This is a genomic window from Pseudomonas sp. H3_D04, from assembly GCF_054669175.1.
In genome coordinates this window covers 4,148,195-4,163,233 of record NZ_CP162801.1, presented here as the reverse complement: position 1 = coordinate 4,163,233, position 15,039 = coordinate 4,148,195, and the positions used below count along the sequence as shown (strand labels likewise).

Below are 15,039 nucleotides of genomic sequence, written 5' to 3'. Positions count from 1 at the left end.
CCGCGCAGCCGAGCGGGAGCAAGCTCCCTCACCACAAAGGCAGGTTGAATTCGTCGCCGAGCCCCCAAATCTGCGACAATCCGGCCCCTGCGCCACTAGACGACTTTTGCGTACCTGATGACTGACGAATCGCCTTCCATCGACAAACTGCTGAAAAACCTCGATCACGCCATGCTCGCCGACCGCCACCGGCTGCGGCGGCAGTTGCTTGAGCTGCGCAAGAAACCTGATGAGGCCAAGCTGGCCCAGTGGGTGACGCGCATGCAGGCGTCCTGTGACCAGGTGCTGGCGCGGCGTGCCAGCCTGCCGGTGATTCGTTACGACGACAGTTTGCCGATCGCCGCCAAGCGCGACGAAATCAAGGAAGCGCTGCTCAAGCATCAGGTGCTGATCATCGCCGGCGAAACCGGCTCGGGTAAAACCACCCAGTTGCCGAAGATCTGCCTGGAAATCGGCCGCGGCCAGCATGGCTTGATCGGCCACACCCAACCGCGTCGAATCGCTGCGCGCAGCGTGGCCAGCCGGGTTGCCGAAGAACTGGCGACGCCATTGGGCGCGCTGGTCGGCTATCAGGTGCGGTTCGAGGACCAGAGCGACTCCAACACCCTGATCAAATTGATGACCGACGGCATCCTGCTGGCGGAAACCCAGAACGACCGTTACCTCGAACGCTACGACACGATCATCGTCGACGAAGCCCACGAACGCAGCCTCAACATCGACTTCCTGCTCGGTTACCTGAAAACCCTGCTGCCGCGTCGCCCGGACCTGAAAGTCATCATCACCTCGGCGACCATCGATCTGGAACGCTTCTCCAAGCATTTCGATGACGCACCCATCGTTGAAGTTTCGGGCCGGACTTTCCCGGTTGAAACCTGGTATCGCCCGCTGACGCTTGAGCAGGACGAGGAGGGCAACCGCGTCGAGGACGACTTGACCGTGGATCAGGCGATCCTCGCCACCCTCGACGAAATTGCCGCGTTCGAACGTAGCGAGCGCAAGAGCCCCGGCGACGTGTTGGTGTTCCTGCCCGGCGAGCGCGAGATTCGCGACGCCGCCGACATGCTGCGCAAGGCCCAGCTCAAGCACACCGAGATTCTGCCGCTGTACGCGCGCTTGTCGCCGGCCGAACAGCAGCGGATTTTCCAGTCGCACCCTGGCCGTCGCGTGGTGCTGGCGACCAACGTCGCGGAAACTTCGCTGACGGTGCCGGGCATCCGTTACGTGATCGACAGCGGCACCGCGCGCATCAGCCGTTACAGCTATCGCGCCAAGGTTCAGCGTCTGCCCATCGAAGCCATTTCCCAGGCCAGCGCCAACCAGCGTAAAGGTCGATGCGGTCGGGTCGAGCCGGGTATTTGCATTCGACTTTATGGCGAAGACGACTTCATCGGTCGCCCTGAATTTACCGACCCGGAAATTCTGCGCACCAACCTCGCCGCCGTGATTTTGCAGATGCTGCACTTGCGTCTCGGCGAGATCACCGACTTCCCGTTTATCGAACCGCCGGATGGCAAGGCGATCAGCGACGGGTTCAACCTGCTGCAAGAACTCTCGGCCGTGGACCGCAACAGCCAGCTGACCCCGCTCGGCCGCCAGTTGGCGCGCCTGCCGGTGGACCCGCGCATGGGCCGCATGCTGCTGGAAGCGGCGAAACTCGGCAGCTTGCAGGAAGTGTTGATCGTCGCCAGCGCCATGTCGATTCAAGACCCGCGCGAGCGTCCGCCGGAGCGCCAGCAAGCGGCGGATCAGGCCCACGCACAGTGGAAGGACGTGGACTCGGATTTCGCCGGGCTGGTCAATCTGTGGCGTGGTTTTGAAGAACAGCGTCAGGCCCTGACCGCCAGCCCGCTGCGCAATTGGTGCCGCAAGAACTTCCTGAATTACCTGCGTCTGCGCGAATGGCGCGACTCGCACCGTCAGTTGAGCCTGATCTGCCGCGACATGCAGTTGAGCCTGAACAAAGAGCCGGCGGATTACCCGAAGCTGCACAAAGCCGTGCTCTCGGGCCTGCTCAGCCAGATCGGCCAGAAAACCGATGAGGGCGATTACCTCGGCGCCCGTCAGCGGCGTTTCTGGATTCACCCGTCCTCCGGGTTGGGCAAGAAGCGCCCGCAATGGCTGATGACCGCCGAACTGGTGGAAACCACCAAGCTCTATGCGCGGATGGTGGCCAAGATCGACTCGGACTGGATCGAGCCGCTGGCCGGGCACCTGATCAAGAAAAACCACTTCGAACCGCACTGGGAGAAAAAGCGCGGCCAGGTCGTGGCCTTCGAGCAGATCACGCTGTTCGGGCTGATCGTGGTGGGTCGTCGGCCGGTGCATTACGGGCCGATCGATCCCGTCGTTTCTCGTGAGTTCTTCATTCGCGAAGGCCTGGTACGCGGCGAGATTCAATCCAAGGCCAAGTGCCTGACGGCCAATGCGCAACTGCTGGAACAACTCGACGAACTGGAAGCCAAGGCTCGGCGTCGCGACATTCTCGCTGACGAAGAAACCCTGTTCGCTTTCTACGATGCGCGATTGCCGGCGGAGATCCACCAGACCGCAACGTTCGACAGCTGGTACCGGGTCAACAGCCAGAAAGACCCGCAGCTGCTGATCATGCGCGAAGAAGACGTTCTGGCCCGTGAGGCCAGCGAAGTCACCGCCCTGCATTACCCGGACACCTTGCACATCGGCGATCTGGAACTGGCCCTGAGTTACCACTTCGAACCGAACCACCCCCGCGATGGCGTGACCCTGCGTGTGCCGGCGCCGCTGTTGCCGATGTTGCCGCCGGAACGTCTGGAATGGCTGGTGCCGGGCGTGATCGAGGCCAAGTGCATCGCGCTGGTGCGCAACCTGCCCAAGGCCCTGCGCAAGAATTTCGTGCCGGTGCCGGACTTCGTCAAAGCCGCGTTACAGCGCATGACCTTCGCCGAGGGCTCGTTGCCGCAGGCGTTGGGCCGCGAGCTGCTGCGCATGACGGGCGCGCGGGTCAGCGATGAGGCGTGGGCGGAAGCTTCACAGCAAGTCGACAGTCATCTGCGGATGAACCTGGAAATCGTCGACGGCCAGGGCAAGTTCCTCGGCGAAGGGCGAGATCTGGCCGAGTTGACCGCACGCTTTGCCGAAGCCAGCCAAGCCGCGTTGGCCGTGCCGCAAACCGCGAAAAACCAACAGCCGGTGGAGCCGAAAGTCTTTGCCGCCGTCGCCGAGAAAACCCAGCAGAAGATCGCCGGGTTGTCGATGACGGTGTATCCGGCGCTGGTGGAAGAGAGCGGGACAGTCAAGGAAGGGCGTTTTTCGACCCCCGCCGAGGCCGAGTTCCAGCATCGCCGCGCGTTGCAGCGATTGCTGATGCAGCAGTTGGCCGAGCCGGCGAAGTTCCTGCGCGGCAAGCTGCCGGGGCTGACCGAGCTGGGGCTGATGTACCGTGAACTGGGGCGTATTGATGCGCTGGTGGAAGACATTCTGCTGGCCAGCCTCGACAGTTGCATTCTCGAGGGCGAAGACCCGTTGCCACGGGATGGCGCCGGGCTGGCCTCGTTGGCCGAGCGCAAGCGCGGTGGCTGGACTGAGCACGCCGAGCGCCTGGCCAAGTTGACGCTGGAGATTCTCAAGCACTGGCACGGCCTGCAAAAACGCTTCAAGGGCAAGATTGATCTGGCGCAAGCCGTGGCCCTGAACGACATCAAGCAACAGCTCAGTCATCTGGTGTATCCGGGGTTTGTCCGGGAGACGCCGATGCAGTGGCTCAAGGAATTGCCGCGTTACCTGAAGGCTGTCGAGCAACGCTTCGAGAAGATTGGTGCACAGGTGCAGAGGGATCGGGTCTGGAGTGGCGAACTGTCCGGTCTCTGGGCCCAATACCAGACCCGCGCCAACAAACACGCCCAGGAAGGCAAGCGCGATCCGCAACTGGAGCTCTATCGCTGGTGGCTGGAGGAATACCGGGTTTCGCTGTTCGCCCAGCAACTGGGGACCAAAGTGCCAATCTCCGACAAGCGCCTGAACAAGCAATGGACCCAGGTCGAACCCTGACCCCGAGACTTGTGCAATACCTGTGGGAGCGAGCCTGCTCGCGCTGGCGGCATCACAGTCGACATGGATGTTGGAGGTGATGGCCCCATCACGAGCAGGCTCGCTCCCACAGGTTTTTGTATTGCCTGGCAGGTGGGAGTCATCGAGCAAAATGGCGCCAAAACCCAATGTTTATGGCAAACTTCGCGCCTATAAACGCCGGTCCCGCAGTTTTGAGCCTCTCAAGGTTCGGGCGGTACGGAATAAAGCGATGCCAGGTGTGCTTTCCGTGACGGGAACAGACCCTTTGTGTGTTGGTACGTCGGTGCCAACGCTTTCTGCCTGAACAGATTAGAGAAACGACCATGCATAACGTCGTCATCAGCGGCACCGGCCTGTACACCCCGGCCAACAGCATCTCCAATGAAGAGCTGGTGCAGTCTTTCAACGCTTACGTTGCGCAATTCAACGCCGATAACGTCGACGCCATCGCCCGTGGCGAAGTCGAAGCGTTGACCGAATCCAGCGCTGCGTTTATCGAAAAAGCTTCCGGTATCAAAAGCCGCTTTGTGATGGACAAGGATGGCATCCTCGACCCGCAACGCATGGCGCCGCGTCTGCCTGAGCGTTCCAACGACGAATGGTCAGTGCTTTGCCAGATGGCCATCGGCGCGGCCGAACAAGCCTTGCTGCGTGCCGGCAAGACCGCCGCCGACATCGACGGCGTCATTGTGGCGTGCTCCAACCTGCAGCGCGCCTACCCGGCCATCGCCATCGAAGTCCAGGAAGCGCTGGGTATCCAGGGCTTTGGTTTCGACATGAACGTGGCTTGCTCCTCGGCGACCTTCGGCATCCAGGCGGCCGCCAACAGCGTGCAACTGGGCCAGGCCCGGGCAATCCTGATGGTCAACCCGGAAGTTTGCACCGGTCACTTGAACTTCCGCGACCGTGACAGCCACTTCATTTTTGGCGACGCGGCGACGGCGGTGATCATCGAGCGTGCCGACCTGGCGACCTCCCCGTACCAGTTCGACATCGTCAGCACCAAACTGCTGACCAAGTTCTCCAACAATATTCGCAACAATTTCGGCTTCCTCAACCGCGCGGCGGAAGAGGGCATCGGAGCCAAGGACAAACTGTTCGTGCAGGAAGGCCGCAAGGTGTTCCGCGACGTCTGCCCGATGGTGGCCGAGCTGATCGCTACGCACCTGGAAGAGAACAAGCTCAACGTCAGTGACGTGAAACGTTTCTGGTTGCACCAGGCCAACCTCAGCATGAACCACCTGATCGTGAAGAAGCTGCTGGGCCGTGAAGCCACCGAAGAAGAAGCCCCGGTGATTCTCGACACCTACGCCAACACCAGCTCCGCCGGGTCGGTGATTTCCTTTCACAAGCATCAGGATGATCTGCCCGCCGGTTCCCTGGCCGTGCTCAGCTCGTTCGGCGCGGGTTACTCGATTGGTAGCGTGCTGTTACGCAAGCGTTGAGGGGAAGGCTGTCGCTATTTCCGTTGATTTGCGGTGGTTTTTCCTACAGCCGAAGCAATCGGGACGCTGTAGTTTTCGGAAATGACAGCAGGACGTTGCCGACGGCGACGCCCTGCTGACTCATTTTTCGAGGTCAGGACAAGGGGTTTGTGAATGGCGGCTGACGACGCGCAACTGCTGCAACGATTGCTGGCAGGTGAACAACAAGCCTTCAAAGAGTTGGTCAGCACTTACCAGAGCCCGATGCGTGCAGTCGCTTATGCGATCGTCGGCAACCGGCATGCTGACGAAGTGGTGCAGGATGCGTGGCTGTCGGTCGTGCGCAACCTGAGCAAGTTCGAGGCGCGTTCGAGCCTCAAGACCTGGTTGCTGACCATCACCGCCAATGCGGCGAAGGGCCGTTACAAGCAGAACCGTCGCGAGGTGCTGCTTGATGACCTTCCATCGCCCCATGGCACGATTGATGATGATCGTTTTTCGTCCGCTGATGGCCACTGGCTGGTGGCACCGTTCGCCTGGCACCAGGACACCCCGGAGGCGTTGCTCACCGAACGCGAGTTGCGCGAATGCCTCGAACACACGTTGCTCAGCCTGTCGGAACTGCAACGCAGCGTCTTGCTGTTGCGCGAGCGTCAGGGCCTGGAACTGGAAGACATCTGTAATCTTCTGGACATATCGCTCTCCAATGTTCGCGTGCTGCTGCATCGGGCACGGTTGAAGGTCTTTGCGACCGTGGAGCATTTTGAGGAAACCGGCGAATGCTGACCTGTAAGGAGCAAGTGGCACGCGCCAGTGATTATCTCGATGGCCAGTTGAGCTTTCGGGAGAAGTTGCTGGTGCGGCATCATTTAATGTTCTGCCCCAATTGCCGGCGGTTCATTCGTCAGATGCGTTTGATGCAGCAGACGCTGCGCGTCTTGCCGGAAGAGGCTGTGCCGGAGGTCGATGCACTCGCCGAACGTCTCGCTGCGGAGCGTCGCAAGGACATTCCGTAAAGTCGTGGCGTTATCGCAGGGGACAGAAGCAGGCCGGCGTGGATGCATCGAACGGATGATGGGGATCGATCCATCCACGCCAGACTGTAAAGCGCCTCAAGCGTCCATGACCTGAGGCGTGGAGCGGTACTGCTTAGAACTTGGCTTCGGCGTCCAGTTGCAGAGTGTTGATGTCCGAATCCTTGAGGTTGGCGTTGGTGTAGTCAGAGTTAGCCATGAAGTACGTCGCGCCCAGGGCGAAGTTCTTGTCCAGCTCGTAACTCACTTTCAACTTGCTGCCACGCGAACCGGTGAAACCGTTGGCGAAGTCGGAGTCGGTGAAGGCGCCGACCACGGCGTTACGCTGCACGTCGCGGTAGTTGTAGTCCACGGCGAAGCCATAGAACTTGGTCTTTACACCGGCCAGCCAGGCAGAATCCTGATCGTTGCTGGCGTCTTTGTTGTTGACGTACTGACCGTACAGCGAGAGCGGCAGTGGCAGGCCGGTGATGTCGATCTGACCAAAGCCTTCGTACAGTTTGAATTGCTCGTTCGGGGTGTTGCCGTTGGTGGCCAGTACGGACGGGATGCTGGTGCCGCCGGCGGTGATGTCGTCGTCGTTGTCGTAGCCGTAGACGCTGCCACCCAGAGTCAGTTTCAGGTTGTCGGTGAGGGCGAAGCGCGCGCCCAACTGGCCGGCGTACAGACGCAAGTCGTGCTTGAACTGCACGCCGTCGCCGTCGACGTTGTCCTTGAGGGTGTAGTGGCCGGCGCTACCGAACACCTCGGTGCTGGCGCCCAGCGGGTATTTATACGACACGGACAGACCTTCAGGGCTGATGTCGCTATCCCAGATGATGTCGCCCATGCTCACCCATTGCTGTGGCATCTTGCCGCCAACGATGTGCAGGTTCTTGATCGCGTCCGGGTGGTAGTCGACGTAACCCTGGTCCAGCCAGATCGACTTCTTGTCGAAGTAGTTGTCCAGGCTCTGGTTGGTGGAACGCGCGTCGTCGTTGTTGCCGGTGGCGATACGGATACCGGTGTCGACTTGCGGGTTGATTTCGGTATAGGCACCCAGACGGGCACGAACGCGCTGACGGTCCTGGTCCCGGTTGTTCGAGACACCATCGTTCTTGACCGTTTCCTGACGGAAACGCACGTCGCCCTTGAATTGGGTCTTGGCAGCCCAGGCCAGTTTCTGGTCGAAGGTGCTCAGCTCATTGGTTTTCTTCGCGGTGGCCGCGATCTGCTCGTTGGTCTCTTGCTGAGCCTGACGGGCGATTTGCTGATCTTTTTGATCCCTGGCCAGCTCGGCTTGCAGTTCGCTGTATTGCGCATTGGTAATCGAGCCGTTTGCCTTAAGCATGTCGAGCAGTTTGGCGTCGACTGCGGCACTGGCCGGAACACTCATGGCCAGCAGCAGACCGCCACACAGGGCCGCCGCAGTTTTCGTGGGAAGCAAGACGCATATCAATCTCCGAAGATGTAAGGGGATGACTGAGCCATCCGGGACACAACCGACCGTTGAGGGACGGAAACAGTGGCCGGGTAGAACCCGACGCTCTAAAAACTGGCGCCAGTATCGCGATGGTTTATTACAGAGCGGTGGCAAAGTGATGGCGTCTCGATGACGATACAAATACCGTATGAACTTTTGATCCAGAACCCTGTCAGGCGGTTTTGACGGATGTGTAATGACGGGCGATAGGCGATACTCGCCGGGCTGTTACGCGAAGAAGTCGAGAGGGTGTCAATGCCGCTGCAACGTCTGGAAAGCCTGTCCGATATTGGTCCGCACACGTGGGATGCCCTGGTGCCGGAGAATCAGCCGTTTCTACGCCATGCCTTTCTCAGTGCACTGGAAGACAGCGGCAGCCTCGGCCCCCATTCCGGTTGGCAGCCCGAGCATCTGTTGCACCTCGAAGAAGGGCGTCTGATCGCCGCGTTACCCAGTTACCGCAAGTGGCATTCCTACGGCGAGTACGTGTTCGATCACGCCTGGGCCGATGCCTGCGAGCGTGCCGGCATCGACTATTACCCGAAGCTGTTGACCGCCGTGCCGTTCAGCCCGGTCAGTGGGCCACGGTTGCTGGCGCGTAATGTCGAGGACGGTTTTGAACTACTGAAGAGCCTGCCGGGCTACCTTGAAATCGAAGAACTCTCCAGCGCCCACATCAACTTCACAGACCCTTTCACCGATGCGGCATTGGCCGAACAACCCGGCTGGTTGCAGCGGATCGGCTGTCAGTACCACTGGCAGAATCGCGGATATCGGGACTTTCAAGACTTCCTCGACGTCCTCAGTTCGCGCAAACGCAAACAGATGCGCAAAGAGCGCGAGCAAGTGGCGGGGCAGGGTATTGAGTTCGAATGGCTGGAAGGCAAGCAACTGGATCAGGCGCAGTGGGATTTTGTCTATGCCTGCTACGCCAATACCTACGCAGTGCGTAGGCAACGGCCCTATTTGACGCGGGAATTTTTCAGTCTGTTGGCCGAGCGCATGCCCGAAGCCATTCGCGTGGTGTTGGCCAAGCAAGGTTCACGACCCGTGGCCATGGCCTTCAGTCTGGTGGGCGGCGACAGTTTTTACGGGCGTTACTGGGGCTGCCTGGCGGAGTTCGACCGCCTGCATTTCGAGACCTGCTTCTACCAGGGCATGGACTACGCGATTGCCAATGGCTTCCAGCGTTTTGACGCCGGCGCCCAGGGCGAACACAAGCTGATTCGCGGGTTCGAACCGGTGATCACCCATTCCTGGCACTATCTGCGTCATCCGGGACTGAAAGCCGCGGTCAAAGACTTCCTTCACCAGGAGCGTCTTGGGGTGTTGGCCTATGCCGAGGAAGCGAGGACCGCGTTGCCTTATCGGCAAGCATGATCCTCGCCCGTGGCCTCAAGTGCCTTCCTTGCCTAGCCAGCGATAGGTCACGCCGCCGATCACCGCGCCCAACAGCGGTGCCACCCAGAACATCCACAATTGCGCGATGGCCCAGCCACCGACCATCAGCGCCGGACCGGTGCTGCGGGCCGGATTGACCGAAGTGTTGGTGACGGGAATCGAGATCAAGTGAATCAGCGTCAAGGCCAGGCCGATGGCAATCGGTGCAAGCCCGGCGGGCGCACGTTTGTCGGTGGCACCGAGGATGATCAGCACGAACATCGCAGTCATCACCAGTTCACAGACAAAGCCCGCGGCCATCGAGTACTTGCCCGGGGAGTGTTCGCCGTAGCCGTTGGACGCCAGGCCGGCGGAGAGGTCGAAGCCTTCCTTGCCGCTGGCGATGTAGTAGATCAGAGCGGCGGCGATAATGGCGCCAATCACCTGGGCGATGATGTACGCGGGCAATTCCCGCGCCGGGAACCGACCGCCGACGCACAGGCCGACGGAGACGGCAGGGTTGAGGTGGCAACCGGAGATATGGCCGATGGCGAAGGCCATGGTCAACACGGTGAGGCCAAACGCGATGGCCACACCCAGCACCCCGATTCCGAGAGGCGAAGACGCAGCAAGCACCGCACTGCCGCAACCCCCCAATACCAGCCAGAACGTACCTAACAACTCAGTGACAGAACGTTTGAACAGCGACATGAGAGCGTCCTTGATAGGCGACCTATCGAGACTGTATCGCGTGATGCATCCTGCAGACTTACGACAGGCTCATCTCCAGAACCTTGGCTGAGTACAGCAGGGTTTCTGCGGATTTCCAGCGGCCACAAAAAACCGCCAGGGCCTGTGGTTAGCAGGCTGTGGCGGTTTTTTGGTGGATTTAGAGGGCGCTTGTGGCGAGGGAGCTTGCTCCCGCTGGACAGCGAAGCTGTCCCCATGGCAAAAACTCCACAGTGTCAGAAAAACCAGGCCGCCTGAAATTACGACTGCTGCGCAGCCGAACGGGAGCAAGCTCCCTCGCCACAAAAGCTCACTCTGACAGGTTCGGTGGTGATCTCACGATATCAATCGATACCGACAAACCCACCCGTCTGGTGCTGCCACAGCCGCGCATACAACCCGCCATGCGCCAGCAGTTCGGCGTGGGTGCCGGTTTCGGCGATCTTGCCTTTTTCCAGCACCACCAGCCGGTCCATCCGGGCGATGGTCGAGAGTCGGTGGGCGATGGCGATCACGGTTTTGCCCTGCATCAGGGTTTCCAGGCTTTCCTGGATCGCCGCTTCGACTTCCGAGTCCAGCGCCGAGGTCGCCTCGTCCATGATCAGGATGGGTGCGTCCTTGAGCAGCACACGAGCAATCGCAATCCGCTGACGCTGACCGCCGGAGAGTTTCACCCCGCGCTCACCCACGTGCGCATCGAAACCGGTACGGCCTTCGGCGTCCGACAGCAACGGAATGAACTCATCGGCGCGCGCCTTGTGCACCGCTTCCCACAGCTCGGCGTCGGTGGCATCGGGTCTGCCGTAAAGCAGGTTGTCGCGAATCGAACGGTGCAGCAACGAGGTGTCCTGGGTGATCATGCCGATGCGCTCGCGCAGGCTTTCCTGGCCGACTTCGGCGATGTTCTGCCCATCGATGAGGATTCGCCCGCCCTGCACGTCATAGAGGCGTAGCAGCAGGTTGACCAGGGTCGATTTGCCGGCACCGGATGGCCCGATCAAGCCGATTTTCTCACCGGGCTTGATCGTCAGGTTAAGGTCGCCAATGATTCCGCTCTTCTTGCCGTAGTGAAAATCCACGTGCTCGAAACGCACTTCGCCTCGGGGCACGGCCAGCGGTTTGGCCTGATCGCGGTCAGTGATGCTGACCGGTTGGGCGATGGTCCGCAAACCGTCCTGGACCATGCCAATGTTTTCGAAGATGCCGGTGACCACCCACATGATCCAGCCGGACATGTTGACGATGCGGATCACCAGGCCTGTCGCCAGCGCAATCGCGCCCACCGAGATCAGCGACTGCGTCCACAGCCACAGGGCCAGGCCGGTGGTGGTGACGATCAGCAGGCCGTTCATGCTGGTGATGGCCACGTCCATGCTGGTGACCACGCGCCCGGCCAGTTGGGCTTTTTCGGTTTGCTCCTTGATGGCTTCCTTGGAGTATTGCTGTTCATGGTTGGTATGGGCGAACAACTTCAAGGTGGTGATGTTGGTGTAGCCGTCGACGATCCGTCCCATGAGTTTGGAGCGCGCATCGGAGGATTGCACCGAGCGGTCCTTGACCCGCGGCACGAAGTAATAAAGCGCGCCGATGAACCCGGCGATCCAGGTCGTCAGCGGGATCATCAGGCGCCAGTCTGCTTCGGCAAACAGCACCAGCGCGCTGATGGCGTAGATCAGCACATGCCACAGGGCATCCACCGCTTGCACGGCGGAATCGCGCAGGGCGTTGCCGGTCTGCATGATGCGCTGGGCGATGCGCCCGGCGAAGTCGTTCTGGAAGAAGTTCAGACTCTGTTTGAGGACATAGCGGTGGTTCTGCCAGAGAATCAGGCTGGTCATGCCAGGGTTCAGCGTCTGGTGCACCAGCAGGTCGTGCAGGCCGAAGAAAATCGGTCGCAGAACCAGGGTCACTACCACCATCCAGGTCAGTTCAAGTGCGTGGTCCTGGAAGAAATCGGGGTTCGGCGTGCCTTGGGCCAGGTCGATGATGCGGCTCAGGTAGTTGAACAGCGCGACTTCGATCAAGGAGGCGAACAGGCCGACAATCAGCAGGGCGGCGAAACTCGGCCAGACCTGCTTCAAGTAATAGGTATAGAAGGGGAGAACCCGATCTGGCGGAGCCGCCGTCGGAGCGTCGCGGAATATGTCGATCAGTTTCTCGAAACGGCGATAAAGCATCAGTTCTCCGCCCGCGCGCGGGCTCTCCTTTAAACGATATGAGCGGCGCCGGATGCCGGCAGCCGCTCAAGCACTCCTGTGCAGATTAGTTGATCACTTTGGCCGACTTGATGAAAACAGAGTCGGCCGGCACATCTTTCATGCCGCCTTTGGTGGTGGTCGGGGAATTGACGATGATGTCCACCACATCCATGCCTTTGACGACTTTACCGAACACGGCATAGCCATCGCCCTGGTCGAGGAAATCGTTGTCCTTGACGTTGATAAAGAACTGGCTGGTGGCCGAATCCGGGTTCGAGGTGCGGGCCATGGACAGCGTGCCACGCACGTTATGCAAGCCGTTCTTGGACTCGTTCTTGATCGGCGCCTTGGTTTCTTTTTGCTGCATCTGTTGAGTGAAACCACCGCCCTGAACCATGAAGCCAGGAATCACGCGGTGGAAAATCGTGTTGTTGTAAAAGCCGCTGTTGACGTAATCAAGGAAGTTTTTGGTACTGATCGGTGCCTTGACCGGGTCCAGTTCGATTTCGATCTGGCCGTTGGTGGTTTCCAGCAATACGTGCGGCGCCTTGGCGGCGGGCGTTGCGGCCATCAGGTTGGCGGCAAACAGAACGGAGCCGGCGACGAGGGCAATTTTTTTCAGCATGGGTCAGTGATCCTGAGTGAGGGGGTGTCGACTGCGGTGAGAAACTCGAGCAGGGTTTGGTTGAAGCGTTCGGGTTGGTCCAGCGGGGTGGCGTGGCGGGAATCGGCGATCACCACCAGCCGCGCATCGGGCAGCAGTTTTACGTAGGTTTCCTTCAGCGAGACCGGCGTGTAATCGCGGTCGGCGGTGACGATCAGGGTTGGACAGGCGACTTTGGAAAGTCGTTCCTGAACACCCCAGCCAACAATGGCATCGAAGCTGGCGAGATAAGCATGTTTGTCGTTTTTTGCCCAGCGCTCGGCCATTTTCTGGCGCAAATCAGCTTGTTCGGGTTTGGGGAACAGCTTGGCACCCAAGGCCTTGCCGATGGCGCCCAGACTGAGGGCACGCATCAGGCTCCAGCGTTTGAACCACTGCCAGTAATCGTCGCGGGTGCGCAGCTTGACCTCCGGCGCACTGTTGACGATGCACAGGCTTTTAAGCATGTGCGACTGATCCACGGCCAGTTGAAAACCGATCATGCCGCCCATGGACAAGCCCACGTAATGCGTGGGGCCGAGGTTCAGGTGTTCCATCAGGGCGACCAGGTCGGCGCTGAACCCGGCAATGCTGTAACGCTCCCGGGGTTTGTCGGAGCGGCCGTGACCGCGCACATCCGGAACGATTACACGGTAATGGGCTGACAGCGCCGGGATCTGCTTTTCCCAATCCAGGGTACTGGAACCCAGCCCGTGGACCAGCAGCAACGGCGTGCCGTGACCGTATTCCTCATAGTGCAGGTTGCAACCTTCATGTTCGAAATAGGCCATGCGGATACTCCGTGTCAGGCTTGTTCAGGGGCGGCGAACGGCGCATCCAGCGGCGCGGTGTCGAAGGTGCGCAGCAGTTCGATCAGGATTTGTGTCGCCGGGCCCAAGGGTTTGTCCTTGTTCGAATACAGATAAAAACTCGGGTTGCGGCTGCCGCCCTGGTCCAACGGTAGCAGCTTGAGCGTGCCTTCCTTGAGTTCGCGTTCGATCATGTGCCGGGGCAGCCAGGCGAAACCCAGGCCACTGCTGACAAACGTCGCCGCGGTGGCCAGGCTGCCGACGGTCCAGCGCTGTTCGGCGCCGAGCCAGCCGACGTCTCGTGGCTGCTGGCGACCGGAGTCGCGGATGACCACTTGCAGCTGGCTTTCAAGGTCCTGGAAATTAAGTTCGCGGTTGAGGCGATGCAAGGCATGTTCGGGGTGGGCGACCGCGACAAACTCGACGTCGCTCAACTCCGCGCCCAGGTAGCCCGGAATGCTGAAACCACTGATGGCCAGGTCGGCCACGCCTTCGAGCAGTACTTCTTCAACGCCCGACAACACTTCTTCGCGCAGACGCACCCGGCAACCACGGCTCTGCGGCATGAACGCGGTCAATGCGCGGACGAGGCGGGCGCTCGGGTAAGCCGCATCGACCACCAGCCGCACTTCCGCTTCCCAGCCTTGCTCCATGTGGTGGGCCAGGTCTTCCAGCTGACTGGCCTGTTTCACCAGTTGCCGCGAGCGGCGCAACAACACGCCGCCGGCTTCGGTCAGCACCGCTTTGCGGCCGTCGATGCGCAGCAGCGGCACGCCGAGCTGGTCCTGCATACGCGCCACGGTGTAGCTCACCGACGATTGCGAGCGGTGCAGCGCTTCGGCGGCCTGGGCGAAACCGCCGTGGTCGACCACGGCTTGTAATGTTCGCCATTGATCAAGGGTCACGCGGGGCGCTTTCATGAATAGCTCCTCTTGTCCTAAGCTGGCAGTCCTTATTGGAGACTGCTGAATGAAAAAATTCTGTTGTTTGGTGCTGGCGCTGCTGCCGCTGACTGCGTTTGCTTACCCGATCGATGTGGAGAAAAACCTCAACGGCATGAAGATCGACTACAACGCCCACGACACGGATAACGACATCGCATCCATTCAGGTCAACAACTACGGCGATACCGATGCGATCTGCAAGGTGGTTTTCAACAATGGCCCGGAAGCGCCGCGCACCCGCTCTATCGAAGTGGCCGCTGGCAAACACAAAAATGCCACCGCCAAGTTCACCCGCACCATCATCAAGATGCGCATCAACCTGAGCTGCACCCCCAAATGACATAAAACCCTGTAGAGGCGAGGCTT

At 60.2% G+C, this 15,039-nt stretch carries 10 protein-coding genes and 2 pseudogenes; 6 read left to right on the top strand and 6 right to left on the bottom strand.

The window, feature by feature from the left end:
* The first annotated feature begins 117 nt into the window (after positions 1-117).
* From hrpA to AB4N91_RS19140, 4 genes are all read left to right on the top strand, one after another.
* Complete coding sequence (gene hrpA, locus AB4N91_RS19155) at positions 118-4,029, top strand: ATP-dependent RNA helicase HrpA (RefSeq protein WP_154913971.1); 3,912 nt, start codon at positions 118-120, stop codon at positions 4,027-4,029.
* 344 nt (positions 4,030-4,373) lie between these two features.
* Positions 4,374-5,495 (top strand): beta-ketoacyl-ACP synthase III, encoded by a 1,122-nt coding sequence (locus tag AB4N91_RS19150; protein ID WP_154913968.1) that lies wholly within the window; start codon positions 4,374-4,376, stop codon positions 5,493-5,495.
* 153 nt (positions 5,496-5,648) lie between these two features.
* Positions 5,649-6,260, top strand: a complete 612-nt coding sequence (locus tag AB4N91_RS19145) for an RNA polymerase sigma factor (protein ID WP_010462067.1) — start codon at positions 5,649-5,651, stop codon at positions 6,258-6,260.
* Positions 6,254-6,490: an anti-sigma factor family protein gene (locus AB4N91_RS19140; protein ID WP_010462064.1), complete on the top strand. Its 237-nt coding sequence runs from the start codon at positions 6,254-6,256 to the stop codon at positions 6,488-6,490. The genes AB4N91_RS19145 and AB4N91_RS19140 overlap by 7 nt, the downstream gene beginning before the upstream one ends.
* Positions 6,491-6,623: 133 nt before the next feature.
* Here AB4N91_RS19140 and AB4N91_RS19135 read toward each other — a convergent pair.
* Positions 6,624-7,941, bottom strand: a pseudogene (locus AB4N91_RS19135) (putative porin).
* A 284-nt stretch (positions 7,942-8,225) separates the two neighbouring features.
* Here AB4N91_RS19135 and AB4N91_RS19130 point away from each other — a divergent pair.
* Positions 8,226-9,350 (top strand): GNAT family N-acetyltransferase, encoded by a 1,125-nt coding sequence (locus tag AB4N91_RS19130; protein ID WP_154913966.1) that lies wholly within the window; start codon positions 8,226-8,228, stop codon positions 9,348-9,350.
* A gap of 15 nt (positions 9,351-9,365) precedes the next feature.
* Here the strand turns inward: AB4N91_RS19130 and aqpZ are convergent, their stop codons facing one another.
* From aqpZ to AB4N91_RS19105, 5 genes and pseudogenes are all read right to left on the bottom strand, one after another.
* On the bottom strand, positions 9,366-10,061 hold the full coding sequence (gene aqpZ / locus AB4N91_RS19125) for an aquaporin Z (protein ID WP_010462058.1): 696 nt from the start codon (positions 10,059-10,061) through the stop codon (positions 9,366-9,368).
* 362 nt (positions 10,062-10,423) lie between these two features.
* Positions 10,424-12,256, bottom strand: a complete 1,833-nt coding sequence (locus AB4N91_RS19120) for an ABC transporter ATP-binding protein (RefSeq protein ID WP_460111566.1) — start codon at positions 12,254-12,256, stop codon at positions 10,424-10,426.
* Positions 12,257-12,341: 85 nt separating this feature from the next.
* A complete protein-coding gene (locus AB4N91_RS19115; RefSeq protein ID WP_010462054.1) occupies positions 12,342-12,902 on the bottom strand; it encodes a peptidylprolyl isomerase A in 561 nt (186 codons plus the stop codon).
* A 3-nt stretch (positions 12,903-12,905) separates the two neighbouring features.
* Positions 12,906-13,711 (bottom strand): annotated as a pseudogene (locus AB4N91_RS19110) (alpha/beta fold hydrolase).
* 14 nt (positions 13,712-13,725) lie between these two features.
* A complete protein-coding gene (locus AB4N91_RS19105; RefSeq protein ID WP_010462050.1) occupies positions 13,726-14,649 on the bottom strand; it encodes a LysR family transcriptional regulator in 924 nt (307 codons plus the stop codon).
* Between the two features lie 49 nt (positions 14,650-14,698).
* Here AB4N91_RS19105 and AB4N91_RS19100 point away from each other — a divergent pair, with 49 nt between their 5' ends.
* A complete protein-coding gene (locus AB4N91_RS19100; RefSeq protein WP_010462048.1) occupies positions 14,699-15,013 on the top strand; it encodes a hypothetical protein in 315 nt (104 codons plus the stop codon).
* Positions 15,014-15,039: the final 26 nt, after the last annotated feature.

Excerpts from the sequence above, each read along its gene's own strand:
- hrpA (WP_154913971.1), top strand. The coding sequence starts at position 118 with ATGACTGACGAATCGCCTTCCATCGACAAACTGCTGAAAAACCTCGAT.
- AB4N91_RS19150 (WP_154913968.1), top strand. The coding sequence starts at position 4,374 with ATGCATAACGTCGTCATCAGCGGCACCGGCCTGTACACCCCGGCCAAC.
- AB4N91_RS19145 (WP_010462067.1), top strand. The coding sequence starts at position 5,649 with ATGGCGGCTGACGACGCGCAACTGCTGCAACGATTGCTGGCAGGTGAA.
- AB4N91_RS19140 (WP_010462064.1), top strand. The coding sequence starts at position 6,254 with ATGCTGACCTGTAAGGAGCAAGTGGCACGCGCCAGTGATTATCTCGAT.
- AB4N91_RS19130 (WP_154913966.1), top strand. The coding sequence starts at position 8,226 with ATGCCGCTGCAACGTCTGGAAAGCCTGTCCGATATTGGTCCGCACACG.
- aqpZ (WP_010462058.1), bottom strand. The coding sequence starts at position 10,061 with ATGTCGCTGTTCAAACGTTCTGTCACTGAGTTGTTAGGTACGTTCTGG.
- AB4N91_RS19120 (WP_460111566.1), bottom strand. The coding sequence starts at position 12,256 with ATGCTTTATCGCCGTTTCGAGAAACTGATCGACATATTCCGCGACGCT.
- AB4N91_RS19115 (WP_010462054.1), bottom strand. The coding sequence starts at position 12,902 with ATGCTGAAAAAAATTGCCCTCGTCGCCGGCTCCGTTCTGTTTGCCGCC.
- AB4N91_RS19105 (WP_010462050.1), bottom strand. The coding sequence starts at position 14,649 with ATGAAAGCGCCCCGCGTGACCCTTGATCAATGGCGAACATTACAAGCC.
- AB4N91_RS19100 (WP_010462048.1), top strand. The coding sequence starts at position 14,699 with ATGAAAAAATTCTGTTGTTTGGTGCTGGCGCTGCTGCCGCTGACTGCG.